The organism is Marinococcus halophilus (assembly GCF_002265875.1).
Taxonomy (GTDB): domain Bacteria; phylum Bacillota; class Bacilli; order Bacillales; family Marinococcaceae; genus Marinococcus; species Marinococcus halophilus.
In genome coordinates, this window is sequence record NZ_NPFA01000002.1 from 330,576 (window position 1) to 354,646 (window position 24,071).

The 24,071-nt window shown below is 54.7% G+C and carries 19 protein-coding genes; all 19 read left to right on the forward strand.

Features of this window, described 5'->3' with window-relative positions; translation table 11 throughout:
- Positions 1 to 18 precede the first annotated feature (18 nt).
- The gene (gene pgsA / locus CHL76_RS03815) at positions 19 to 597 is read left to right on the forward strand and encodes a CDP-diacylglycerol--glycerol-3-phosphate 3-phosphatidyltransferase (protein WP_079476217.1); all 579 of its coding nucleotides are present in this window, start codon (positions 19 to 21) and stop codon (positions 595 to 597) included.
- A 21-nt stretch (positions 598 to 618) separates the two neighbouring features.
- On the forward strand, positions 619 to 1,872 hold the full coding sequence (locus tag CHL76_RS03820) for a competence/damage-inducible protein A (protein WP_079476218.1): 1,254 nt from the start codon (positions 619 to 621) through the stop codon (positions 1,870 to 1,872).
- Entirely contained in the window at positions 1,856 to 3,463 is a 1,608-nt protein-coding gene (locus tag CHL76_RS03825) for a DEAD/DEAH box helicase (protein ID WP_079476219.1), read from the forward strand. The genes CHL76_RS03820 and CHL76_RS03825 overlap by 17 nt, the downstream gene beginning before the upstream one ends.
- A 251-nt stretch (positions 3,464 to 3,714) precedes the next feature.
- Positions 3,715 to 4,800, forward strand: a complete 1,086-nt coding sequence (gene recA / locus CHL76_RS03830) for a recombinase RecA (RefSeq protein ID WP_079476220.1) — start codon at positions 3,715 to 3,717, stop codon at positions 4,798 to 4,800.
- 344 nt (positions 4,801 to 5,144) lie between these two features.
- Complete coding sequence (gene rny / locus CHL76_RS03835) at positions 5,145 to 6,707, forward strand: ribonuclease Y (RefSeq protein ID WP_094907892.1); 1,563 nt, start codon at positions 5,145 to 5,147, stop codon at positions 6,705 to 6,707.
- A gap of 63 nt (positions 6,708 to 6,770) precedes the next feature.
- Entirely contained in the window at positions 6,771 to 7,568 is a 798-nt protein-coding gene (locus CHL76_RS03840) for a TIGR00282 family metallophosphoesterase (RefSeq protein WP_079476222.1), read from the forward strand.
- 101 nt (positions 7,569 to 7,669) lie between these two features.
- Positions 7,670 to 7,930, forward strand: coding sequence for a stage V sporulation protein S (locus CHL76_RS03845; protein ID WP_022792833.1), 261 nt, complete (start codon positions 7,670 to 7,672; stop codon positions 7,928 to 7,930).
- 130 nt (positions 7,931 to 8,060) lie between these two features.
- A complete protein-coding gene (locus CHL76_RS03850; RefSeq protein WP_079476223.1) occupies positions 8,061 to 9,740 on the forward strand; it encodes an ABC-ATPase domain-containing protein in 1,680 nt (559 codons plus the stop codon).
- Positions 9,741 to 9,837: 97 nt separating this feature from the next.
- Positions 9,838 to 11,421, forward strand: a complete 1,584-nt coding sequence (gene miaB / locus CHL76_RS03855) for a tRNA (N6-isopentenyl adenosine(37)-C2)-methylthiotransferase MiaB (RefSeq protein ID WP_079476224.1) — start codon at positions 9,838 to 9,840, stop codon at positions 11,419 to 11,421.
- A 4-nt stretch (positions 11,422 to 11,425) separates the two neighbouring features.
- Positions 11,426 to 11,794 (forward strand): YlbF/YmcA family competence regulator, encoded by a 369-nt coding sequence (locus CHL76_RS03860; RefSeq protein ID WP_158219058.1) that lies wholly within the window; start codon positions 11,426 to 11,428, stop codon positions 11,792 to 11,794.
- A gap of 197 nt (positions 11,795 to 11,991) precedes the next feature.
- Positions 11,992 to 14,577, forward strand: coding sequence for a DNA mismatch repair protein MutS (gene mutS, locus CHL76_RS03865; RefSeq protein WP_094907893.1), 2,586 nt, complete (start codon positions 11,992 to 11,994; stop codon positions 14,575 to 14,577).
- A gap of 3 nt (positions 14,578 to 14,580) precedes the next feature.
- Complete coding sequence (gene mutL, locus CHL76_RS03870) at positions 14,581 to 16,455, forward strand: DNA mismatch repair endonuclease MutL (RefSeq protein ID WP_094907894.1); 1,875 nt, start codon at positions 14,581 to 14,583, stop codon at positions 16,453 to 16,455.
- Positions 16,456 to 16,552: 97 nt separating this feature from the next.
- Entirely contained in the window at positions 16,553 to 17,260 is a 708-nt protein-coding gene (locus tag CHL76_RS03875) for a class I SAM-dependent methyltransferase (protein ID WP_143747436.1), read from the forward strand.
- Positions 17,257 to 18,195 carry a tRNA (adenosine(37)-N6)-dimethylallyltransferase MiaA gene (gene miaA / locus CHL76_RS03880; RefSeq protein WP_094907896.1) on the forward strand — a complete coding sequence of 313 codons (939 nt, stop codon included), beginning with the start codon at positions 17,257 to 17,259 and terminating at the stop codon, positions 18,193 to 18,195. The genes CHL76_RS03875 and miaA overlap by 4 nt, the downstream gene beginning before the upstream one ends.
- Positions 18,196 to 18,240: 45 nt before the next feature.
- A complete protein-coding gene (gene hfq, locus CHL76_RS03885) occupies positions 18,241 to 18,480 on the forward strand; it encodes an RNA chaperone Hfq (RefSeq protein WP_022792841.1) in 240 nt (79 codons plus the stop codon).
- 213 nt (positions 18,481 to 18,693) lie between these two features.
- Positions 18,694 to 19,476, forward strand: a complete 783-nt coding sequence (locus tag CHL76_RS03890; RefSeq protein WP_094907897.1) for a hypothetical protein — start codon at positions 18,694 to 18,696, stop codon at positions 19,474 to 19,476.
- A 319-nt stretch (positions 19,477 to 19,795) separates the two neighbouring features.
- Positions 19,796 to 21,838, forward strand: a complete 2,043-nt coding sequence (locus CHL76_RS03895) for a BglG family transcription antiterminator (RefSeq protein WP_094907898.1) — start codon at positions 19,796 to 19,798, stop codon at positions 21,836 to 21,838.
- 18 nt (positions 21,839 to 21,856) lie between these two features.
- The gene (locus CHL76_RS03900) at positions 21,857 to 22,123 is read left to right on the forward strand and encodes a PTS sugar transporter subunit IIB (protein ID WP_079476246.1); all 267 of its coding nucleotides are present in this window, start codon (positions 21,857 to 21,859) and stop codon (positions 22,121 to 22,123) included.
- A 32-nt stretch (positions 22,124 to 22,155) separates the two neighbouring features.
- Positions 22,156 to 23,523 (forward strand): PTS ascorbate transporter subunit IIC, encoded by a 1,368-nt coding sequence (locus tag CHL76_RS03905; RefSeq protein WP_094907899.1) that lies wholly within the window; start codon positions 22,156 to 22,158, stop codon positions 23,521 to 23,523.
- Positions 23,524 to 24,071: the final 548 nt, after the last annotated feature.

Here is a 24,071-nt window from a genome sequence, read left to right on the forward strand (position 1 = left end):
TGCAAGTAGGAGGACGCTATGAACTTACCTAATAAAATTACGATCGCCCGGGTGCTGATGATTCCGCTATTCGTTATCGCTGTCCTGGTGCCTTTTCCGTTTGGCACATGGTCGATAGGAAACGCCGGGCTGCCGGTGCATCATTTCATCGGAGCGGTCATCTTTGCGATCGCAGCCGTTTCCGACTGGCTCGACGGTTATATTGCAAGAAAGTACAAGCTGGTGACTTCGTTTGGCAAGTTTTTGGACCCGCTTGCGGACAAGCTGCTTGTCACGGCCGCCCTGCTTGTGCTGATTGACATTTCTATGCTGGCGTCCTGGATGGCGATCATTATTTTGAGCCGCGAATTTGCGGTTACCGGTATCCGGCTGGTGGCTGCGGGAGAAGGGAACGTCATTGCGGCAAGCGGACTTGGGAAATGGAAAACCACATTCCAAATGGTTGCTATTGTGGTGCTCTTGCTTCACCACTTTCCATTTTCCTATGCCGGCATTCCGACAGGCGACGTGCTTATGTGGATCGCTGTTATTTTAACCATCATATCCGGCGTCGATTATTTCTGGAAAAACCGCGCTGTGATTATGAAGACGATGTAAGGTGTATCGGAGGAACGTGTAATGAATGCTGAAATTATCGCAGTAGGGACAGAGCTCTTGCTGGGCCAGATTGCCAACACAAACGGCCAGTATTTATCAAAGGAACTAGCTTCTCTCGGGGTGAATGTGTACCGCCACACCGTGGTGGGGGATAATGAAACCCGGATGCAAGAAGCCGTCGGAGAAGCCTCCGAACGGGCGGATATCGTCATACTGACCGGCGGCCTGGGGCCGACGCAGGACGATATTACCAAAGACGTGATAGCAGACTTTACCGGCCGGAAGCTGCTCGTGCACGAAGCGTCAGCGCAAAAAATCAAGGATTACTACAACCGGACGGGCCGGGCAATGCCGGCGTCCAATATGCGTCAGGCACACTACGCTGAGAACAGCACGGTATTTTTTAACCAGAACGGCATGGCGTGCGGTATGGCGGTTGAAGAAGGCGGCACGCATTACATTTTAATACCGGGGCCTCCCCGGGAAATGAAGTCCATGTACAAGTATGACGTCGAGCCTTACGTGGCAGCACTTGCCGGAAGCGGCAGGCTTGTGTCGTCCCGGGTGCTCCGTTTTTACGGCATCGGGGAATCCTCGCTCGAAGAGGAGCTGCAGGATTTGATTGAAGCCCAGACGAACCCGACGATTGCTCCGCTGGCCGGGGACGGGGAAGTCACGCTCCGGCTGACGGCGGCGGCTGCGACTGCAGATGAAGCGCTGCAGATGATCGCAGGCGTGGAAGAACAGGTGCAAAGGCGCGTCGGGGAGCATTTTTACGGCTACGATGACGATTCGGTCTTTAACCATACGGTGAATGTGCTGAAAGAGCGCTCCCAGACGATCGCTTCAGCGGAAAGCCTGACCGGCGGCTGGTTTGCAAAATCCATCGTGGACGTGCCGGGGGCGTCAAGCGTATTTCAGGGGTCCGTCACGACGTATTCCAAAGCGGCCAAGCAGCACATTCTTGGCATTGACCGGCCGCTTCTCGAACAGGATGGCGCCGTGAGTGCCGCCTGTGCAGAAGCGATGGCCGAAAAGGTGAAAGAAAAATTCAATACCGACATTGGTATTTCATTTACCGGTGTCGCTGGGCCGGACCGCGATGAAGGTAAAGAGCCCGGGCTTGTCTGGATCGGGGTTTCCGGTCCGCACGGAACGATCTCAAAGCAAATTCACATCGCCGGCACCAGGGATCGTGTCCGCTTTATGGCTTTATATGAAGGGTGCCGATTGTTATGGAAAGAAAAGGTGGTAGAAAATGACAACATTCAATGATTTTCAAATGAAAGACGAAATTAAACAGGCTGTACGGGAAATGGGCTTTGAAGAGCCGTCCCCGGTACAGGAAAAAGCAATTCCCGATGCTCTTGAACAGAAGGATTTGATCGGACAGGCACAAACCGGTACCGGTAAAACAGCAGCGTTTGGCATACCGATTTTAAATAAGGTAACCGAGGAGCCGCACGTGCAGGCTATTATCATTACTCCGACCCGCGAGCTTGCCATTCAGGTTTCCTCGGAAATCCAGAAGCTCTCCAAGCATTTAAATGTCCGTTCGCTGCCGATTTACGGGGGCCAGTCGATCGGGCACCAGATTAAAGCGCTCAAGCAGGGCGTGCAGATTGTGATTGGTACGCCGGGGCGGGTGCAGGATCATCTGCGCCGCAAAACGCTGCACCTCGACAAAGTAAATACCGTCGTGCTCGACGAAGCGGACGAAATGCTCGACATGGGCTTTGTGGAGGACATTGAGGCGATCCTGAAACAGGTGAACGTCGACCGGCAGACGCTGCTGTTTTCGGCGACGATGCCGCCGGCAATCCGCAAGCTGTCGAAAAAATATATGGTGGACCCGGTCACGGTCTCCATCAACAAAAGCGAAGTGACGGCACCAAACATCGAGCAGTCGTACTTTAAAGTGCTCGAGCGCAACAAGCAGGACTCTCTCTGCCGGATTCTTGACGCACGCGACCCGGACCTCGGCATTATTTTCTGCCGGACGAAAAAGGGCGTAGCCGACCTGACGGAAATTCTGCAGGCAAGAGGCTACCTCGCAGACGGCCTGCACGGCGACCTCACCCAGCAGCACCGCGATGCGGTTATGAAGAAATTCCGCGACGCGTCGATTGAATTCCTGGTGGCGACAGACGTCGCGGCGCGCGGCATTGACGTACAGAACGTCACCCACGTGATCAACTACGACATTCCGCAGGACCCGGAAAGCTACGTGCACCGCATCGGCCGTACAGGCAGAGCCGGACGCAAAGGCGAAGCGCTGACGCTTGTAACGCCGCGCGAAATGAAGCATCTGCGTTCGATCGAGTCGGAAATCAAGATGTATATCCCGTCGCACCGGGTGCCGACCATCGAAGAAGTGGTGGAGAAGCAGCAGGAAGCATGGAAGCGCCAGATTGCCTCCCAGATGGAGGAGGAGTCGGAGCTTGGCCTGTTCAATGACATCACTGAGGAACTGCTTACCGAGTACGATCCGAAGGACGTGGTCCGGGCATTAATGAAGCTGAACTTCGCCTCCACCGTCGGCGAATCCGATGAAAGCTACAGCTTTGGTGAAACCGGCGGTGCCCGCGGCATGACAAGATTCTTTATCAATGTCGGCCGCAATGTGAACATGACGCCGAAAATATTAATCGAAGAAATTTCGAACGCTGTCGGCATTCCCGGCAAATCGATCGGCAAAATTGATATTTTTGACAAGTTTACTTTTGTGGAAGTACCTCAGGACAGCGCTCCGTTTGTGTACGAAGCCCTTCGGCACGCTCGCATCAACGGCACGCGCGTGAACCTCGAGCCGGCGAAGCCGCGCCCGGCCCGTCCGAGCCGGAACACGCAGCGCCAGTCCCAGTAATCCGTTCGCTCTTCAGCGGCAGCCGCCGTTGAAGAGCTTTTTTAACCTCGTGCCTTTGATGGAGAAATCGGGAAATAAAACACGAATAAATGTTCGCGTATCTGTTGGCAAATCGAATAAAAAAAGATATAATATAGAAAGCAGGAAAACAGCGGGGACGCTTCCTGAATAACAGCAGGCATGTATGGATATGCTCTTCGTGGGGAAGAGGGTGTCCGTTTAATAGTATATATCCTTGAAGGAGAGATAAGATGAGCGAAAGAAAAGCCGCATTGGATCAAGCACTGAGCCGCATCGAAAAACAGTTTGGTAAAGGGTCGATCATGAAACTCGGAGACCAGACCGACCGCCGCATTTCCACCATTTCCTCCGGCGCTCTCGCCGTAGATATTGCCCTCGGGGTCGGCGGTTATCCGCGCGGACGTGTCGTGGAAATTTACGGGCCGGAATCCTCCGGTAAAACGACAGTTGCCCTGCATTCGATCGCCGCTGCCCAGCGCGACGGCGGCACGGCGGCATTTATCGACGCGGAGCACGCCCTCGACCCGAGCTATGCGCGGGCGCTTGGCGTCAACATTGATGAACTGATCCTTTCCCAGCCCGACACCGGCGAGCAGGCGCTTGAAATTGCTGAAGCCCTCGTACGAAGCGGTGCCATTGACATTCTCGTTATTGATTCCGTCGCAGCACTCGTACCTAAAGCAGAAATTGAAGGCGAAATGGGCGACAGCCACGTCGGCCTCCAGGCGCGTTTAATGTCCCAGGCACTGCGTAAGCTTTCCGGGGCAATCAGTAAATCGAACGCGATCGCGATGTTTATCAACCAGATCCGTGAGAAGGTCGGCGTCATGTTCGGCAGCCCGGAAACGACTCCCGGCGGCCGTGCGCTGAAATTCTACTCCTCGGTGCGGCTTGAAGTGCGCCGGGCGGAAACCCTCAAGCAGGGCAACGAAATGGTCGGTAACAAAACGAGAATCAAAGTGGTGAAAAACAAAGTAGCACCGCCATTCCGCCAGGCAGAAGTAGACATCATGTACGGCGAAGGCATCTCGCGGGAAGGCTCGATCCTTGATATCGGCGCCGAGCTCGATATTGTGCTCAAGAGCGGCGCATGGTATTCCTACGAAGGCGAACGCCTTGGTCAGGGACGGGAAAACTCGAAGCAGTTCCTGAAAGAAAATGAAGCCACGGCCGCAGCGATTGAACGGAAAATCCGCGACCACTACAAGCTTGATGATATCCAGGCCGAACCGGACGAGGCGGAGGAAGAACCGGAAGCTCCGCATGAATCCAGCCTGCTTGCCGAAGAAGAAGAAACAGCAGATACGAACCGTTAAAGCACTGCCAGGGCGCCGGGATTCCGGCGCCTTTTTGTGTGGAAAAAGCGGCCGGGGAGTTAAAAATCTGCGGCCTTTGTGCCGCCAGCACGGAGCAAACGGAGGGCGGGAGATGGAGGAAAGCGGTGTCAATCCCTATAAAAACAGGGATTCCTGCCAGTGAGCTTTCTTGACAGCGTCTTACGGTAAAGATACAATAAAGAAGTGGAACGTTTGTTTTGTTCCGCACTTCGATGAGCGTATTTATTCGCAAGCAGAACAATGCGGACACGAAAAAGAATCATCAATGCAACTTTCGCAACAACCGAAAGTGAACAATCAGATAGCAAGAGGAGGTGACATGTATGAACACTGCAATCATCTCCATTTTGCTTGTTATCGGTGCATTGATAGTTGGTTTGATTGGATATTTTGTCCGAAAAGCGATTGCCGAAGCGAAATTCAAAAGCGCCGAGCACGAAGCCGGCCAGATTGTGAAAGAAGCTGAGCGGCAGGCAGAGACAATCTTAAAAGAATCGCGGTTGGAAGCTAAAGACGAAGCACATCAAATTCGGGCAGAAGCAGAGAGTACTCTGAATGAACGAAGAAATGAAGTTCAAAAACAAGAAAACCGCTTGATGCAGAAAGAAGAGACCCTTGACCGAAAAAGTGAGACGTTGGACAAAAAGGAAGAATCCTTGGAGCGCAGAGAGGAGTCTCTCTACGAAAAACAACAACAGGTTGAGGAAAATAACAGCAAAGTGGAGGAGATTCTCGCCAAACAGCAGGAGGAACTTGAACGTGTTTCCGGCATGTCGCGGGAGGATGCGAGAGAGATGATCCGCCGCGAAACCGAACAGGAAATGGAACACGAAACGGCGCTTCTGATCAAAGAACGCACAGAAGAAGCCAAACAGGAAGCCAACAAAAAAGCGAAGAATATTTTATCCCTGGCCCTGCAGCGCTGTGCTGCTGACCATGTCGCCGAAACGACGGTGTCTGTGGTGAACCTGCCGAACGATGAAATGAAAGGGCGGATCATCGGCCGGGAAGGACGCAACATCCGGGCGCTTGAAACGTTAACCGGTATTGATCTTATCATTGATGATACCCCGGAAGCTGTCATTCTCTCCGGTTTCGATCCGATTCGCCGCGAGGTGGCGCGCATTGCGCTTGAACGCCTCGTGCAGGACGGCCGCATTCATCCGGCACGCATCGAAGAAATGGTCGAAAAGGCACGCCGGGAAGTGGATGAATTTATCCGTGAATACGGCGAGGAAGCAACGTTTGAAATGGGGATTCACGGGCTGCATCCGGACCTCATGAAGATTCTCGGACGCCTTCACTTCCGGACAAGCTACGGCCAAAATGTGCTGAAGCATTCGATGGAAGTCGCGCATTTGACTGCGCTGATGGCCGCCGAGCTCGGGGAGGACGAACAGCTGGCCCGCCGCGCCGGACTGCTTCATGACCTCGGGAAGGCCATCGATCATGAAGTCGAAGGCAGCCACGTGGAAATCGGCGTCGAGCTTGGTAAGAAATACAAAGAGCACGAGGTCGTCATCAACAGTATTGCTTCCCACCACGGGGATACCGAGGCTACCTCGGTGATTGCGTCGCTCGTCGCTGCCGCAGACGCGCTGTCCGCAGCACGGCCGGGAGCACGCAGGGAAACGCTTGAAACGTACATCCGCCGCCTGGAACGGCTCGAAGAAATTTCGGAATCCTTCAAAGGGGTCGAGAAAACCTTCGCCATTCAAGCCGGACGCGAGGTACGGATCATGGTGAAGCCGGATGTGGTGGACGATCAGCTGGCACCGCAGCTGGCAAGAGATATCACAAAACGGATCGAAAGTGAACTGGATTACCCGGGCCATATCCGCGTAACGGTGATACGGGAAACCCGGGCAGTAGATTATGCGAAATAAAGCGGTGATTGCCACCGCTTTATTTTTTTATGCGTACACACGCGAAGAAAGGAAGTCACAGACATGAAATTTTTATTTATTGGCGACATCGTCGGTTCGCCGGGGCGGAAAATGGTGGAGGAGTACCTGCCGCGCCTGAAGCGCAGGTACCAGCCAACCGTCACGATCATGAACGGCGAAAACGCGGCGCACGGCAAAGGCATTACCGAAAAGATCTACAAGCAGCTGCTCGAAGCTGGGGCGCAGGTCATTACGATGGGGAACCATACGTGGGACAACAAAAACATTTTCGAATTTATTGATGACGCCAAGATGATGATCCGGCCGGCCAACTACCCGGCAGGCGTGCCTGGTGAGGGAATCAAGTACCTGCGCATCAATGACCAGGAAGTGGCGGTGATCAACCTGATCGGCCGCACATTTATGGGTAATCCGAACGACGACCCGTTCCAGAAGGCGGATGAGCTTGTCACAGAGGCCTCAGCGCGCACGAGCTTCATCTTTGTAGACTTTCACGCGGAAACAACGAGCGAAAAGCAGGCGATGGGCTGGTTTTTAAGCGGACGGGTGAGCGCGGTGGTCGGGACCCACACCCACGTACAGACGGCCGACGACCGGATTCTCGACGGCGGGACCGCCTTTCTGTGTGACGCAGGAATGACCGGGCCGAGCGACGGCATTCTCGGCATGGAGCGCGAGGCCATCATACGAAAGTTTCAGACAAATCTTCCTACCAAGTTTGAAGTGGCCGAAGGGCGGGAACAGTTAAATGGAGTCTTTGTGAAAGCGGATCCGAAAACCGGAAAAGCGACCACAATCGAACGCATCCGTATCGACGAAGCCCACCCTTTTTTCGAGTAAAAAAAGAATATTTAGAAAAAAGCAGGAATCTGCCCCTTCTTTCATGAATTATGACTAATACAATGGCGTTATCATTGATCCTACGCAGGGAGGTACTAGAAATGGAAGTATTAAAAGTATCCGCTAAATCCACTCCAAATTCTGTCGCAGGTGCCTTGGCCGGAGTTATTCGTGAAAAGGGGGCCGCGGAAATTCAGGCGATCGGAGCCGGCGCCATTAATCAGTCCATCAAGGCGATAGCCATCGCCAGAGGGTTTGTGGCGCCGAGCGGCATTGACCTGGTCTGCATTCCCGCTTTTACCGATATTGAAATTGACGGCGAGGAACGTACGGCGATAAAATTGATTATTGAGCCGAGGTAAACGTCCCCCGCCGCCTCCGGCAGCGCCCGGGCGCTGCCGGCAATTCCATACATATCACCAGCCGGTGGTACAACGAGACGTCCCCGCGGCGTCTTTTTGTATGCCGGCATACGATGAGAGGAGCATACCAATGAAACAACTGATTCAAACGCTGAAACGCATCGACCGCAAGGGCTACAAAGCCTACAACGATATTAAAGGCACGCATGAGTTTTCGGACTTCCGGCTGCACATGGACCACGTGCAGGCGGACCCGTTTGCCAGCCCCTCCCGTGCCCGGGTGACGCTTTCGAGAAAAGCGCTCGAGCTCGGCCCGGAGGTTGAAGAAAGCGACGCGCGCCGGGTGGCGGCCATCGACTTTTTCGCCCTTGCCATGCAGGAGGAGCTCCACAAGCAGAAGGGCAAGCCGGGCATTATTATCGACGGCCCCGGCCAAGAAATGATCGACCGGACAGCCGTGAAGCTGTCGAAGGATCATCTTGAAATCCGGCTGTCGATCCACCTGCCGGCCCGGGGGCGCACAATCCAGGGCCAAGAGGCGGTCGACCGGCTCACCAAACAGCTGCCGGAGGCGATTCAGCGCGCTGTCCAGCAGCATTCCAAACAAAAGCTGACAGCCCAGCTCGAGCTCGCCGACCAGCAACAGGCGGTGCGCCGCTACCTGCAGGACAACGGCTGCATCGCGTTTGTGGCCAACGGCTCGGTGCTGCCGCGTGCAAGCGGCGTCAGCAACCGCCCGATGAGCGGCAAAGATGTAATCTCATTTCAATCGCCGAAGGAGCGCGAGGTGACGATTGAGCTTCCGCACGGAAAGCCGGTTACCGGCATGGCGGTGCCAAAGGGCGTGACGATTATTGTCGGCGGCGGCTACCACGGCAAAAGCACGCTCCTCGAAGCCATTGAGCGCGGCGTGTACAACCACCGCGCCGGCGACGGCCGTGAATTTGTGATTGCCGACCCGGGCGCGGTGAAGGTGCGTGCCGAAGACGGCCGCTCGGTCACCGGGGTCAACATCAGCCCGTTCATCGCGAACCTGCCGGCCGACAAGGACACCTCCTTTTTTACGACCGAAAACGCGAGCGGCAGCACGTCGCAGGCGGCGAACATTATGGAGGGCCTCGAGGCGGGCGCCGGAACGCTGTTGATCGATGAAGACACGAGCGCGACTAACTTTATGATCCGCGACGCCCGCATGCAGGCGCTTGTCGCCAAGCGCAAGGAGCCGATCACGCCGTTTATTGATAAAGTGCGCGCCCTCTATGACGACGAAGGCATTTCCACCATTCTTGTCGTCGGCGGAGCAGGAGATTATTTTGACGTGGCGGATTATGTTATCATGCTTGAAGAGTACGTGCCGTACGACGTGACCGAAGAAGCGCGCCGGATTGCCGGCGAGCACCCGACCAACCGGGCGAAGGAAGCCGGGGAAGCTTTTGGGGCCTTAACGGGCCGGCGCATTGCGGTCCACCGCTTTGACGCCCGTAAAGGCAAAAAGGAAAAGGTGAGCGGCAAGGGCCGCCAGACGGTCATGTACGGAACGGAAACCATCGACCTGAGCGCGGTCGAGCAGCTGATCACCGGCAGCCAGACGAATGCGATTGCCGAGGCCATCCGGCACGCGAGCAGGCAGTTCCAAAAGCCGGCGCCGCTTCCGGAGGTGCTCGACTACATCGAGCAGACGATCGACGAGCAGTCGCTTGACGGCCTGTCGCCGTTTAAAAACCAGCACCCGGGCGATTTTGCGCGCCCGCGCCGGTTTGAAATCGCGGCGGCCATCAACCGCTACCGTCCGCTCCGGGTCGAACGGTGATTGAGTTTTGCCGGTTTTCGGCTTATAATATGAAGCGACGATAAAAAAATTGCGGGCGGCACGTCCGCCCGTACCTATAGAGAAGGGAGAGACCACCGTGACTGATAAAAAGCAAACGGATACGTCTGAACAAACGACTCCGGCGGTCGATCCGGCATACGAAAAATACTTTGATTTTTCCAAAGCCGAAGTGGAAAGCAACGAGGACGGCAAGCAATACATGAAAATCGGAGGCCGGTCGATCGTCATCAACGACCAGCCCGACCATAAAGCAGGACGCAAGCGGACGAAGCAGGACGCGTCGGTGCACTATGACTTTGACATACCCGAGGACATGCGCGGCATCGGCTACGGCAAAAAGTACCTGATCCGCACGTACGGCTGCCAGATGAACTATCACGACACCGAAAACATGGCCGGCATCCTTGAAGAGATGGGCTTTGCCGAAACGAAGGACACCGAAGAGGCCGACCTCATCTTTTTGAACACGTGCGCGATCCGTGAAAACGCGGAAAACAAAGTGTTCGGCGAGATCGGCCACCTGAAGGCGCTCAAGCGCGAAAAGCCGGAGCTGATGCTCGGCGTATGCGGCTGTATGTCGCAGGAGGAAAACGTCGTGAACCGCATCATGCAGAAGCACCAGCACATCGACATGATTTTCGGCACGCACAACATCCACCGCCTGCCGGAGCTGCTCCGCGACGCCATCCAGGGCAAGGAAATGGTGATCGAGGTCTGGTCGAAGGAAGGCGATGTGATCGAAAACATGCCGAAAAAACGCGCCGGCGGCACGCAGGCGTGGGTCAATATTATGTACGGCTGCGACAAGTTCTGTACGTACTGCATCGTGCCGTATACGCGCGGCAAGGAGCGCAGCCGGCTGCCGGAGGACATTATCGCCGAGGTGCGCGACATCGCGCGCCAGGGCTATAAGGAAATTACGCTGCTCGGGCAGAACGTGAACGCCTACGGCAAGGATCTCGGGCTCGACTACGGGCTCGGCGAGCTGATGAACGAGCTGCATAAAATCGACATTCCGCGCATCCGTTTTACGACAAGCCACCCGCGCGACTTTGACGACTACCTGATCGAGGTGCTCGCCCAGGGCGGCAACCTCGTCGAGCATATCCATCTGCCGGTGCAGTCCGGCAACAGCGACATGCTCAAGCTGATGGGGCGCAAATACACGCGCGAGGAATACGTGGAGCTCGCCCGCAAAATCAAAACGGCAATTCCGCACGCGTCGTTTACGACCGACATCATCGTCGGCTTCCCGAACGAAACGGAAGAGCAGTTTGAAGACACAATGTCTCTCATGCGCGAGATGGACTACGACAGCGCGTTCACCTACATTTACTCCCCGCGCGAGCATACGCCGGCGGCGAAGATGGAGGACAACGTGCCGATGGACGTGAAAAAAGAGCGGCTCGCCCGCCTGAACGCGCTCATGGGCGACATTTCGAACCGCCGCAACAAAGAGCTCGAAGGCCAGGTGCTTGAGGTGCTCGTCGAAGGCGAAAGCCGCAAAAACGCCGACGTGCTCTCCGGACGGACGCGCACGAACAAGCTCGTGAACTTCCGGGCACCAAAAGATGTGATCGGTGAAGTCATCTACGTCCAAATTGACGAAGCCAAAACGTGGTCGCTCGACGGCCATGTTGTGGAATTTGCGGAGGTGTAAGCAAATGGCCTACACGAAAGAAGAAGTGATGCAGGAGGCCGGGCGCCTTGCCGAACGGCTGAAGGAAACCGAGGAAGTGGATTTTTTCATCCGCGCCGAAACCCAGATTAACAACAATGTGCGGATCCAGAACCTGATTCAGGAAATCAAGGACAAGCAGAAGCAGGCGGTTAACTTCCAGCACTACGAAAAAACGGAAGCGAAGCGCCAGGTGGAAGCGCAGATCAACGACCTGCACGAAGAGATTGAAAACATTCCGATCGTCGGGCAGTTCCGCCAGAGCCAGACCGAGGTCAACTACATTCTGCAGCTGATCAGCGACCAGATCACCGCCTCAATCTGGGAGAATGAGGACGACAACAGCACATTATAAAAAGAACCGCTTTCCGTTTAACGGGAGGCGGTTTTCTGCTTTCAGGATTTTATAAATTTCACATACTGTAATTTAGTTTCCTTTTCAATAATGCTATAATAAAAAGGACTGCAAAAACGAAGCACTCTCTATTGGAGAAGCGGGGGTAACGCTGTACAATAGATACGCAATGAAACACATATAACGGAGGCTTTTGGATGCCAGAGACAGATACACCGATGATGAAACAGTATAAGGATATTAAAGCGGCCTACCCGGACGCCTTTTTGTTTTACCGGCTCGGCGACTTTTATGAAATGTTCTTTGACGACGCGGAGCTTGCCGCCCGCGAACTGGAAATTACGCTCACAAAACGCGGGCAGAAAAACGAAAACGATATCCCGATGTGCGGAGTGCCGTATCACTCCGCCGAAGGGTATATTGCAACATTGATCGAAAAAGGGTATAAAATTGCGATCTGCGAGCAGGTGGAGGATCCGGCCAAGGCCAAGGGGGTCGTCAAGCGCGAAGTGGTGCGCATGATTACCCCGGGGACGATCATGGAAGGGCGCGCCCTCGATGAGACGGAAAACAATTTCCTCGTAGCCATGGTGCCGAACGGAACGGAAACGGCGTTTGTGAAGGCGGACCTGACGACGGGGGAAGCGGCTGCGGCGCTTTTGTCCGATGACGTCGGCGAATGGCAGCGTGAAATGACGACCGCGCACCCGAAGGAAATTATCGTTCCGGAGGAGCAGGAGGGCGGGATGGCTGACATCTACCGCGGCATGATTTCCACCGGATCGGTGCCGGAGCTGAAGCCGGAATGGGAGGAACTCACCAGCGCCCTTGAGAGCCGTACGCTCCGGGACGGGGCGGCGCTTCTGCTCGGCTACGTGGAGCTCACCCAGCAGCGCTCGCTCGGCCACCTGCAGCCGTTTACGGTATACGAGCCGAACCGGACGATGCAGCTCGACCTGCATTCGCGGCGTAACCTGGAGCTGACGGAGACGATGATGGGCAAAACGAAGGACGGCTCGCTTCTCGGCGTGCTCGACCATACCGTCACTGCGATGGGCGGCAGGAAGCTGCGGCGCTGGATCGAGGAGCCGCTTCTCTCCCGCCCGGCCATCGAAGAGCGCTACGGCATGGTGGCGTCGTTTGCGGAAAACTTCTTTGCCCGCGAGGACCTGCGCGAGCATCTGCGCGACGTGTACGACATTGAACGGCTCGCCGGCAAAGCCGTCTACGGCAACATTAATGCCCGTGAGCTTGTGCAGCTGCGGCGGACGCTGCAGGCGGTGCCGGCGATTGCCGACCTGCTCAGCGGCATGAACAACCCGGCCATCAACGAGCGCCTCGTGGACGTGTCCGCCTTTCAGGAGCTTGAGGAGCTGCTCGACCGGAGCCTGGTGGACGACCCGCCGTTTGGCGTCCAGGAGGGCGGCATGTTCCGCTCCGGCTTTCACGAGGAGCTCGACCAGTACCGCGAGGCGGGCCAGAACGGCAAGCAGTGGATCGCGGAGCTCGAACAGAAGGAACGGGCCGAGACCGGCATCAAGTCGCTCAAGGTCGGCTACAACCGGGTGTTCGGCTACTATATTGAAATTACCCGGGCCAACACCTACCTGATTCCGGACGGCCGCTACGAGCGCAAGCAGACGCTCACGAACGCCGAGCGCTACATCACCCCAGAGCTAAAGGAAAAAGAGGATCTGATTCTCGGCTCGGCGGACCGTGCCGTCCAGCTCGAGTACGAGCTGTTTCTCGATCTGCGTGAACGCGTCGCGGGCTACGTGCGTCCGCTCCAGGAGCTTGCGGACCTGCTGAGTGAAATGGATGTGCTGCAAAACTTTGCCCACGTGAGTGAACGGCTCGGTTACGTGCGCCCGGCCTTCAGCGCGGACAAAACGCTTGCCGTGCGCAACGGACGCCATCCGGTCGTGGAAACAATGCTGACCGCGGGCGAATTTGTGTCAAACGACACCCATATGGACGAGCACGGCATGCTGTTAATTACGGGGCCGAACATGGCCGGGAAAAGCACGGTGATGCGCCAGGTGGCGCTGATTGCGATCATGGCGCAGATCGGCTGCTTTGTGCCCGCCGAGGAGGCGGAGCTGCCGCTGTTTGACCGGATTTTTACCCGTATCGGGGCGGCCGACGACTTAACGAGCGGCCAGAGCACGTTTATGGTGGAAATGAAGGAAACCCAGCAGGCGCTCTTGAACGCGAGCGCCGACAGCCTGATCCTGCTCGACGAAATCGGGCGCGGCACGTCCACGTACGACGGCATGGCGCTTGCGCAGGCGATCATGGAATACATTCACGAGCAGGTCGGGGCCAAAACGCTTTTTTCCACGCACTACCACGAGCTGACCGTGATGGAGGACCACCTGCCGGCGCTTCGGAACGTGCACGTGCGGGCGGTGGAAGAGGACGGGGAAATCATCTTCCTGCACAGGGTGGAACCGGGCAGGGCCGACCGCAGCTACGGCATTTACGTGGCCAAGCTCGCCGGGCTGCCGCCGCAGGTGATCGAGCGATCCGAGACAATCCTGAAAAGCTTTGAGCAGCAGAAAACGGCCGCCTACGCAGCACCCGAGGAACCCGCACCGGAGACGACGGTCCGGGAGGCAGAAGAGCCCGAACAGCTCGCGCTCTTTTCGATTGATGACGGCAGCGCCCGGGCCAAAGAAATCATGAGCGAGCTGAAGCGGACCGACGTGCTCCGCATGAGCCCAATGGATGCGATTGAAAAGCTGTACGAGCTACAGCAGTACGCGAACCAGGAGGAGGAATAAGCGGTGACGTATGTAAAAAAACTCCCGGACGGCCTCGCCAACAAAATTGCGGCCGGGGAAGTCGTCGAACGCCCCGCCTCGGTCGTGAAGGAACTCGTGGAAAACGCGATTGACGCCGGCGCTTCGACCATCCAGGTGGACGTCGAGGAGGGCGGGCTGTCGCTCATCCGGGTGACTGACAACGGCCGCGGCATGGACCAGGAGGACGCGGAGCTTGCCTTCGAGCGCCACGCCACGAGCAAGCTGTCCCGGGAAAAGGACCTGTTCCAGATTGAGACGCTCGGCTTCCGGGGCGAAGCGCTCCCGAGCATTGCGGCCGTTTCGAACGTTACGATGGAAACCGGGGACGGACGTGAGGCCGGAGTGCTGATCCGCTACCAGGGCGGCAAACGCATCGCCTGCACGCCGTCCAAAAGCCGTCAGGGCACCCAGGTAGAGGTGCGCGACCTGTTTTTTAACACGCCCGCCCGGCTCAAATACGTGCGTACGATGAACACCGAGGTGGCAAATGTCGCGGACGTGATGAACCGGCAGGCGCTCGCGCACCCGGACGTCAGCTTCCGGCTGTACCACCACGGCAAGCAGCTGCTTCTCACGAACGGAAACGGGAGCCTGCAGCCGGTGCTCGCGGCCATCTATGGCCGCCAGACGGCGCGCGACATGCTGCATATTGAAGCGGAGACCGATGACTACCGGGTGAGCGGCTGGATCGCAAAGCCCGAGACGTACCGCGCCTCGCGCCAGTACATGTCGACGTTTGTGAACCATCGCTACATCCGGCACTACCCGCTCACCAAAGCCATCGAAGCGGGCTACCATACGCTCCTTCCGATCGGCAAGCACCCGATCGCTGCGCTCCATATAGAAATGAACGTCGGGCTGATTGACGTGAACGTGCACCCGTCCAAGCTTGACGTGCGCGTGAGCAAGGAGGAGGAGCTGCTGCAGCTTGTCGAACAGGCGGTGCGGGAGCGCCTCCAGCAGGAGCGCCTCATTCCGGTCGGCGACCAGAAGCGGGCCAAATCGGCGCCTGCGTCCGAGCAGATGAATCTCACCTTTGCCGAGCCGACGCCAACACCGGCGGCCGAGCCCCGGCGGGAGGAACCGCCTGCCCCAGCTGAGCCGGAACCGTCCCCGGCGTCACACGCCTCTGCCCACGAGGCGTCGTTCAGCGACGAGGCCCCTGCCAAGGAGCCGGAAGCGGAAACGGTGTTTGAGCATGCGGATGCCTGGCCCGAGGAACGGGAAGCGCCGCAGCCGGAGCCCGAAGCCCCGGCACCGGAAAGCACCGGCCCGGAGCTGCCGGAGCTGCGCCCGATCGGACAGTTTCACGGCACGTATATTCTCGCGGAAAACGAGGACGCGCTGTACATGATCGACCAGCACGCCGCACAGGAGCGTATTTTTTACGAATTCTTCCGCGTGAAAATCGGCAACGTGGACAAGGACGTGCAGCAGCTGCTCGTGCCGATTCTGCTTGAAGTGACCAAGGAGGAGGAAATCCTCATCAGCGACCGCCAGAGCGATTTTGAAAACATCGGGATCTTTCTCGAGCCGTTCGGCGGCCAGACGTTCCGGGTCCACGCGCATCCGACCTGGTTTCCGGCCGGTGACGAAGAAAGCGTCATCCGCGAATGCATCGAAGAAGTGAAAAACAACAAACGCATCAGCGTACATGAGCTCCGCGAGGAAGCGGCGATTCTGATGTCGTGCAAGGCGGCAATCAAGGCGAACCGCTACCTGGCGAAGGAAGAAATACAAGCGCTCGTCGACCGGCTGCGCACGTGCGAGAGCCCGTACACGTGCCCGCACGGCCGCCCGATCATCATTCACTTTTCCGACTACGACATGGAAAAAATGTTCAAGCGCATCATGTAGCTGCATAGAAGGGGAGAGCGCCGTGATTATTACCACCGTCAAAAAGCCGGACTCATTCGTCCGCGCGGAAGCCGAGGCACAGGCGCGGGCGTGGAACGTGCCGTACGTGCCGCGTGACAAGCGTTCGATCCAGCGCTGGCAGCGGGAAACCGGGGAGGATATCTACATTGTGGCAGCGGGTGGGGACACGTACTACCCGGCGACGAAAGCCGCCGAGCCGCTTGCGTTTCATCCGTCGATGGCGTGGCTGCGTGGCCTGCAGGTGCACCGCGGTGGGAGCGATCCGCTGCTGGAGGCGGCCGGCGTCCGGGAGGGTGATACGGTGTTTGACGCGACGCTCGGCTTCGGCGCCGACAGCATCATGCTTGCCCTCGGCGCGGGGAAGACCGGCACAGTGCTCGGCATTGAAAAACAGCCGGTCGTGGCGTCGCTCGTCCGCAAAGGGCTCCGGCTTCCGGGGGACTATCCCAGCTGGTTTACGGACGCAATGCAGCGGATCACGGTTGTCCGGGGCGACAGCCTCCGCCTGCTGCGGCTGCTTCCTGACAGCTGCATAGATGTTGTATACCTGGATCCGATGTTTGCCGAAGCGATAGACACAAGCCCGGCGATTGACCGGCTGCGCCCGGTGGCGGCGACCGACCCGCTTTCGACAGCGTGGATCGAAGAAGCGCTGCGGGTGGCATGGCGCCGGATTGTGGTGAAAGATTATGCGGACAGCCCGCATTTTAAGCAGTATCAGTTAACCCCGGCCGGGAGGCGGAGCGCCGCGGTCCGGTACGGATGGAAGGAGGCATACACGTGAAGCAACCGGTACTCGCCGTCGTCGGTCCGACGGCGGTTGGCAAAACGCGGCTCGGCATCGAGCTCGCCCATAAATACAACGGCGAAATCATCAGCGGCGACTCAATGCAGGTGTACGAAGGTCTCACCATCGGCACGGCCAAGCCGACGCTCGAGGAACGCCGCGAGGCCCCGCACCATCTCGTGGACATGCTGTCGCCGGACACGCCGTATTCGGCTGCGGACTTTAAGGAAAAGGCCGAGCCGATCATCGAGCGGCTGCACGGGGAGGGCAAGCTCCCGATTATCGTCGGCGGCACCGGCATGTACATCCGGGCGCTCCTGCACGACTATTCGTTTTATGACGCAAAGAAGCAGGAGAGCGTGCGCGAGAAGTGGGAGCTGTACGCGCGCCATTACGGAAGCGAGGCGCTGCACGCGAACCTGGAGCGAAAGGACCCGGAGCGCGCGGCCGCGGTTCACCCGAATAACGTGCGCAGGGTCGTGCGGGCGCTCGAAATTCTTGAAACGTCGGAGGAAGGTCCAACTTTATCCAAAAAAATGCAAAAAAAGCATTCGCCCTACGCCTCATTCATGATAGGATTAACAATGAACCGTCCGTATTTGTATGAGCGGATCGAGCGCCGGGTCGACCGCATGATGGAAGGGGGCCTCGAGCACGAGGCGCGCTGGCTGTATGAACGCTTCGGCGAGGAAGTACAGGCCGCCCAGGCGATCGGCTACAAGGAATGGTTCCCGTATTTCCGCGGGGACCAAGGCACCGACTGGGTCGCCGAGCGGATGAAGCGCAACTCCAGGAGATACGCCAAGCGGCAGCTCACCTGGTTCCGCAACAAAGAGGACGCACACTGGTATGATATTACCGATCGCTCCCGGCCGTTTGCCGACGAAGCGTTTGCTTCGATTCTGCGGCAGTTCGAGCGCGAGCATCGTTAATACATAAATCACTTACTAAGCCCTGCAGTGGAAGGAGATTCAATCATGAAACAATCAGTCAATATCCAGGATCAGTTTTTGAATGTGGTACGCAAGGAAAAAATTCAGGTGACCGTCTTTCTGACGAACGGCTTTCAGCTGCGCGGCCTGATCAAAGCCTTTGACAACTTCACCGTCGTCCTCGACAGCGACGGCAAGCAGCAGCTCGTCTACAAGCACGCCATCAGCACCTTCGTCCCGCAGCGGACCGTCTCCCTGCAGACCGAAAGCGAGAGCGAAGAATAAAAAAGAACTCCTTTAAAAGGAGTTCCCGAGACCGCCCGTTCCTGCGGAAGCAGGGACGGGTGGTTTTTTAATTTAAGTTTATTCCGAAAAATATTGAAAGAAAAATCTTTAACCGCATTTTTAAAATTTTATTCTTAGATTGTCAATTTAAGCTTTTAAAAGTGCTTATCATTAATTTGTTGATAATTTTAGAGTGAAAGTGAGGAGAATTTATTGAAAAGAAAAAATAAACTAAAGTATATAACTGAATTAGGAAAAATTGAAAAGGTAGATTTAATATTATTGGTTACCATTCTTTTATACTTACCAATACTACTGTTTGTTTTAGATAATAAATTATTATTGTTTATTTTCACTATTATATGGTTAGTAATTAATAGAGCCTTATGGAAAAGATATAGTAAATTAAATAAAAAGCCATTTTTGTTTAAGACTCTAAATCGAATAGCTATAATAAGTATTGTTGATTTGATATTAATAATAGCTTTATCTTATTTAAATTCAAAAACTTGGATGATTATAACATTACTAATATTTTCATACTTATATCTATCTATTCTCGTTATATTTTTATATTATATTGTTGATTTAGTTTATTATTTAATGCTAAAAACAATCTTCCCAGAAGAGAAAGATAAAAAAATAATATATAAACCAGATATAAAAGAGCTATCAAGATTTATAGAATTAGGAAATCAGATGAAATATTTAAACGTAATAGTTTTAGAGTTTTTCATGTATATTCTCATTTCAATTTATTTTTTATGTTTGGTTTTCAAATTTGACAACTTAACTAGTAATACTTCATTGGATATTATTAATGAATGGGCTAAAAGGCAAGATTATTTGACTATTTTTAATGGAATTAGTTTAATTTCTTTAACTTTTGCATTATACACCTTTACCTTTCCTTGGAAAAATAAAATCATAAATAGAGCAACCAAAAATTATAAGAAATATTGGAATGCAAAAGAAAAAACAAATAGCATGAGCTAATAGATAGATGCTATAGCAAAATAATATAGATTTCATTATAAGCTTCTTGGACAATTGCTAATTGTGCTAGAAGCTTTTTTAATGCAAAATTAGAAATCAAAGTTTTAAATAAGTATCATTTTGCAAATTTCTATTCTACAAATTTGAAACATGGAAAGCCCTTACATAGTTGCAGCGGTTATATTATAGTAACGGTATTCACTAGTAATGAGCAAATACATTTTGCAATTTGAAACAAAGAGGCGGGAGGTGAATCATCATCGTCCTGGATCAGCGCCGGACGGCGATCTTAAATTATGTGCTGCAGGCGGACACGGTTGTGGAAGTGGACTGGTTAACAAAGCAGTTCGGCATCTCACAGCGCACCATCTATTACGACCTTCAGCAGATTGACGACTGGCTCGAGGAAAACAGGCTGAGGCGCACCCAGCGGATCTACGGCAAGGGCATCTACCTGGATGCGGAGACAAAGCGGAAGCTGCAGGATGTTACCCACATCGACAATGACTGGGACTACCGGTTTGACCAGTGGGAGCGCATCTACCTGATCGTGCTGCATCTCCTGGTCGCGAAAGCAAACGTGCGGACGAACACGCTGCTCGACTGGATTAACGTGAGCCGCGGCTCGCTGTTTCGGGATATGAAAAAAGCCGCAGAGTGGCTGGAGCCAAAACGCATCCGCATCAAAAACGAAAAACACGCTGGCTACTATCTTGATGGGAGCCGGGAGGACAAGCAGCAGCTGTTAAACACGATCATTAAAGACATTTTCTCCGAGCGTTTCTCCGAGCGGATGGAGGAAAAAGCGCAGCAGATGCTCTCACCTGCGGCGCTTCCCCAGGAGGATCAGCTGTATGCCCTGATCGAACGCGAAATCCGGCGCGTCGAGACGATGCTTGAAGTGCAGTACAGTAACGACAGCGTCCGCTCTCTGGTGCTGCAGCTGCTCCTGGCCGCGCAGCAGTCCGGAAGCGCCCCAGCCGTCGATATCGACGATGAGGAAAAGGAAATCATCCGGCAGACGAAGGCGTACCAGGCCGCCCGGGAAATCCAGCGCAGCCTGCAGGAAAGCGGGCTAGTCGCCCTAGCGGAAGAAGACGTTTATTACTTCGCGATGCATTTGCTCGGCTCGCGGGTTCAGCGGGAGGCAGCGAAGCAGTCCAAAACGAAGGAAGAACACCAGCTGCGCATGATTATCACGAAAATTGTCAACGACTTTCAGGTGGTCGGCTGCCTCGTGTTTGACGAACGAAGGCAGCTGGAGGACAACCTGCTCGCGCACTTAAAGCCCGCCTACTACCGGATGAAGTACGACATGCCGATCGCAAACGACTACGTAGCGGAGGTTCAGAGGGACTACCCCGAGATTCTGCATCTGACCCGGCGGTCGATTACCCACCTGGAGTCCTACCTGGGCAAGCCCGTACCCGAAGAGGAAGCCGCCTACATCGCGATGCACTTCGGGGGCTGGCTGCACCGGGACGGCGTCCAGACGAATAAAAAGTATACCGCCGTTGTCATCTGCGAAAACGGGATCGCGGCATCCGCGTTGCTGCGGTCGCAGCTCGAAGCACTGCTGCCGGAACTGATGGTCGAAGACATACTGTCCCGGCAGGAATATGAGGCAATGGACCGGCACGTGGACATTATCTTTACCACGATTCCCGTACCGGAAACCGATACACCGGTGATTCTGCTCCCGCCGTTTTTAACCAATGAGGAGCGGGACGCCGTGCACGCCAGATTAAAAGAGGTGTTCGCCGAAAGCAGCCCCGGTGCTTTTGAAGAAGAGGCGCTGCTGGATGCGATCAGCCAGCACGCGACCATCCATGAGCGCGAGCAGCTGGCCGACAAGCTCCGGCATTTCTTAAGGGGCGATATTTCAAAGGTAAAGGAGACAACCAAACCCATGCTAGAAGAACTGCTCAACGAAGACACGATCCTAATGGAAGAATTCGCGGCGGATTGGCAGGACTCGATCCGCAAGGCTTCCACTCCGCTTACCGATAACGAGAGCGTGAACGCCTCCTACATCGAGGCGATGATCCAAAACATTGAAGAGCTCGGCCCGTATGTGGTCATTGCGCCGGACATTGCGATTCCGCATGCGCGCCCCGAATCAGGCGTCAACAGGCTCGGCATGAGCCTGCTGCACCTCCAGCAGCCGGTCCAGTTTTCGGAGGAGGCTAAGCACCAGGCGTCGGTCGTGATTGTGCTCGCAGCGATTGACAACGAAACGCATTTAAAGGCGCTGTCGCAGCTGACCGAGCTGCTGTCGGAGCCGGAGGCAAAGGAAAAGCTGTTAAACGCATCATCCAAGGAAGAGATCATGCAGCTGGTCAAAACGTATTCAACCCAATAACAACGAGGAGTGAGAAAAATGAAAAAGATTTTAGTCGTATGCGGTAACGGACTAGGAAGCTCGATGATGGTGGAAATGAACGTAAACAGCATTTTAAAGGAAATGAACGAGGAGGCGGACGTCTCCCATACGGATCTGACGACCGCCAAAACGGAAAGCGCCGATCTGTACATTGGCTCCGCCGACATTCTCGGCAACCTCGACGACGGCACGCGCAACATTGCGCTTCTGAATAACCTGCTCGACAAGCAAGAGCTGCGGGACGCCCTGGAAAAAAATCTGTAAAGCATCAGGCAAGTTAGAGGGGAGGTTGAGTGATGGTAGACTTATTGATGAATGACTTGTTGGGTACACCGGAAATTCTGGTCGGACTGTTTGCCTTTATCGGCCTGTTGATTCAACGGAAGGCAGCGTCGGACGTCGTGTCCGGGACGCTCAAAACAATACTCGGCTTTGTGATTTTAGGAGCAGGGGCAGCAGTGATTACCGGGTCGCTCGACCAGTTCAGCGCCATGTTCAACCAGGCGTTTAACGTCGACGGGGTCATTCCGAACAACGAGGCAATCGTCGCGGTTGCCCAGGACGCGTTTGGGGCGGAAACGGCCATGATTATGCTGTTTGGTATGATCGTCAACATTATTTTGGCAAGAATTACGCCGTTTCGCTACATTTTCCTGACCGGGCATCATATTATGTTTATGGCGTGCATGATCGCGGTTATTTTGACGACCGGCGGCATGACGGGCGTGCCGATGGTAGCGCTTGGCTCCATCATCCTAGGGTCGCTCATGGTACTGCTTCCGGCCATGTTGCAGCCGTACACGCGTGAAATTACGCAGTCCGACGACATTGCGGTCGGCCACTTCGGCTCCTTTGGTTATTTTGTTTCCGGCTTTCTTGCAAAGCGGATCGGCGACAAAAGCAAAAGCACCGAAGACATCAAGGTGCCAAAGTCGCTCGGGTTCCTGCGTGACACTACCGTATCCGTGTCGCTGACGATGGTTATCCTGTTTGTAGTGGTTGCGCTGTTCACAGGGCCGGCGTTTATTGAGTCAGAGGTGAGCGAAGGCCAGAACTTCCTGATCTTCGCGCTCATGCAGGGCCTTACCTTTGCAGCCGGCGTTTACATCATTCTCGCCGGGGTGCGGATGCTGCTCGGTGAAATCGTACCGGCGTTTAAGGGTATTGCGGATAAAATTGTGCCGAACGCGAAACCGGCGCTCGATGCACCGGCTGTATTTCCATTCGCAAATAATGCGGTGATTATCGGCTTTTTGTTCAGCTTTATCGCGGGCCTTGGCAGCATGTTCATCCTGCCGCTGCTGGGCCTGGCCGTCATCGTGCCGGGGCTTGTGCCTCACTTCTTTACCGGAGCGGCGGCCGGCGTCTTCGGCAACGCCACCGGCGGAAGAGTGGGTGCCATTGTCGGCGCTGTAGCGAACGGTGTAATGATCAGCTTCCTGCCGGCACTGCTCCTGCCGCTGCTCGGCGATCTCGGCTTCCAGAACACTACGTTTGGCGATGCTGACTTCGGCGTCATCGGCCTTGCACTTGGCAACCTGATCATGCTCGTCCAGTCCCAGTGGTTGTACTCGCTGATTATCCTCGCGGTACTCGCAGGCATCTTCCTGCTCAGCTGGAACCGCAACAAGGGAAAGAAAAACGAAGAAGAAAAAGCGGCTTGATTTAGTGGAATAGGAATATATTAGAAATATGTAAGGAAACCTCGACTTCAATGTTAGTCGGGGTTTTTTGTATTTGAATTTAATTTTTGAGTAAGCAGAGATTATTTAGAGGCTGAATCTAACGATTTTAAATTTAAATGAAAAAGTTATTCTTTTTTAAAATAACTTTTTCATTTAATACGATACTTTTTAACTAAAATTTATTCTTTAAATGTAAAAAAACAGGAATTTATTACGATATAAGTAGGAAAAAGGACATGATTTATAAAAATTTTTATTTGTCCTGTTTAATAATTTTGCAATAAGAGGTGATTGTATGTTTGAAGTTTTTTTGGCAGAGACAGCAAAAAAAGAATTGAATAAAAAAAATACAGAAGAATTAGAACAGATTAATAAACGTCTCTACTGTTGCAGGTTTGAAAACAAATGCTGGTCATGGATTTAAATATTGGAAATCATCGACAATATCATCCAACCGATGGCTTTGCGGGTCAGGCCACGAGGTAGGTTTTATACACGCTCTCCAGGGTCGCGCCCGCCCGGGCGCG

Coding starts and splice junctions, on each gene's coding strand:
- CHL76_RS03900 (WP_079476246.1), top strand. CDS start 21,857: ATGAAAAAGATTTTAGTCGTATGCGGTAACGGACTAGGAAGCTCGATG.
- CHL76_RS03845 (WP_022792833.1), top strand. CDS start 7,670: ATGGAAGTATTAAAAGTATCCGCTAAATCCACTCCAAATTCTGTCGCA.
- mutS (WP_094907893.1), top strand. CDS start 11,992: ATGCCAGAGACAGATACACCGATGATGAAACAGTATAAGGATATTAAA.
- CHL76_RS03820 (WP_079476218.1), top strand. CDS start 619: ATGAATGCTGAAATTATCGCAGTAGGGACAGAGCTCTTGCTGGGCCAG.
- CHL76_RS03860 (WP_158219058.1), top strand. CDS start 11,426: ATGGCCTACACGAAAGAAGAAGTGATGCAGGAGGCCGGGCGCCTTGCC.
- CHL76_RS03850 (WP_079476223.1), top strand. CDS start 8,061: ATGAAACAACTGATTCAAACGCTGAAACGCATCGACCGCAAGGGCTAC.
- CHL76_RS03840 (WP_079476222.1), top strand. CDS start 6,771: ATGAAATTTTTATTTATTGGCGACATCGTCGGTTCGCCGGGGCGGAAA.
- recA (WP_079476220.1), top strand. CDS start 3,715: ATGAGCGAAAGAAAAGCCGCATTGGATCAAGCACTGAGCCGCATCGAA.
- hfq (WP_022792841.1), top strand. CDS start 18,241: ATGAAACAATCAGTCAATATCCAGGATCAGTTTTTGAATGTGGTACGC.
- pgsA (WP_079476217.1), top strand. CDS start 19: ATGAACTTACCTAATAAAATTACGATCGCCCGGGTGCTGATGATTCCG.
- rny (WP_094907892.1), top strand. CDS start 5,145: ATGAACACTGCAATCATCTCCATTTTGCTTGTTATCGGTGCATTGATA.
- CHL76_RS03905 (WP_094907899.1), top strand. CDS start 22,156: ATGGTAGACTTATTGATGAATGACTTGTTGGGTACACCGGAAATTCTG.
- CHL76_RS03825 (WP_079476219.1), top strand. CDS start 1,856: ATGACAACATTCAATGATTTTCAAATGAAAGACGAAATTAAACAGGCT.